The sequence below is a fragment of the Treponema sp. R6D11 genome, from assembly GCF_054786075.1.
The window spans coordinates 1-382 of sequence record NZ_BDHD01001124.1; the positions used below are offsets into that span (position 1 = coordinate 1).

General features: G+C 36.6%; 1 protein-coding gene. It reads left to right on the forward strand.

All coding sequences use genetic code 11. The features are described from left to right. Positions 1 to 136 precede the first annotated feature (136 nt). Positions 137 to 322 carry a hypothetical protein gene (locus ACYVTD_RS17765; RefSeq protein WP_461248942.1) on the forward strand — a complete coding sequence of 62 codons (186 nt, stop codon included), beginning with the start codon at positions 137 to 139 and terminating at the stop codon, positions 320 to 322. Positions 323 to 382: the final 60 nt, after the last annotated feature.

Sequence of the window (382 nt, forward strand, 5' to 3'; positions counted from 1 at the left end):
AATTACTATTGCTAAATATTTTACGCCAAAGGGGATTGATATCAATCATATTGGCATCGCGCCTAACATAAATGTGGCTGGCGAAGAACCGCAACTTAGCAAAGCTTTGGAGATTTTAAAGGGGAAATAGATTATTATGAACAAAAGAAAAATTTTGATTTTAGTCGTTCTTGCTATAGTGATTTCATCTTTGGTTGTTGCTTTTTCGGATTGGACCGGTGTTGGAAAACTAGCCGGAGAAAACTATATTTCTATTCCAAAAGGTGCGACGATTAGCGATACTGCAAAGATAGCGAAAGATGCGGGGATAGTTAAGTCTTGAATTTTATTTCACTTTTTTTTGAAAACGAATAGGGCTGATAGAACACTTAAAGCTGGCTCG

Bases quoted from the DNA above. Each gene is read 5' to 3' on its own strand.
- ACYVTD_RS17765 (WP_461248942.1), top strand. From the start codon at position 137: ATGAACAAAAGAAAAATTTTGATTTTAGTCGTTCTTGCTATAGTGATT.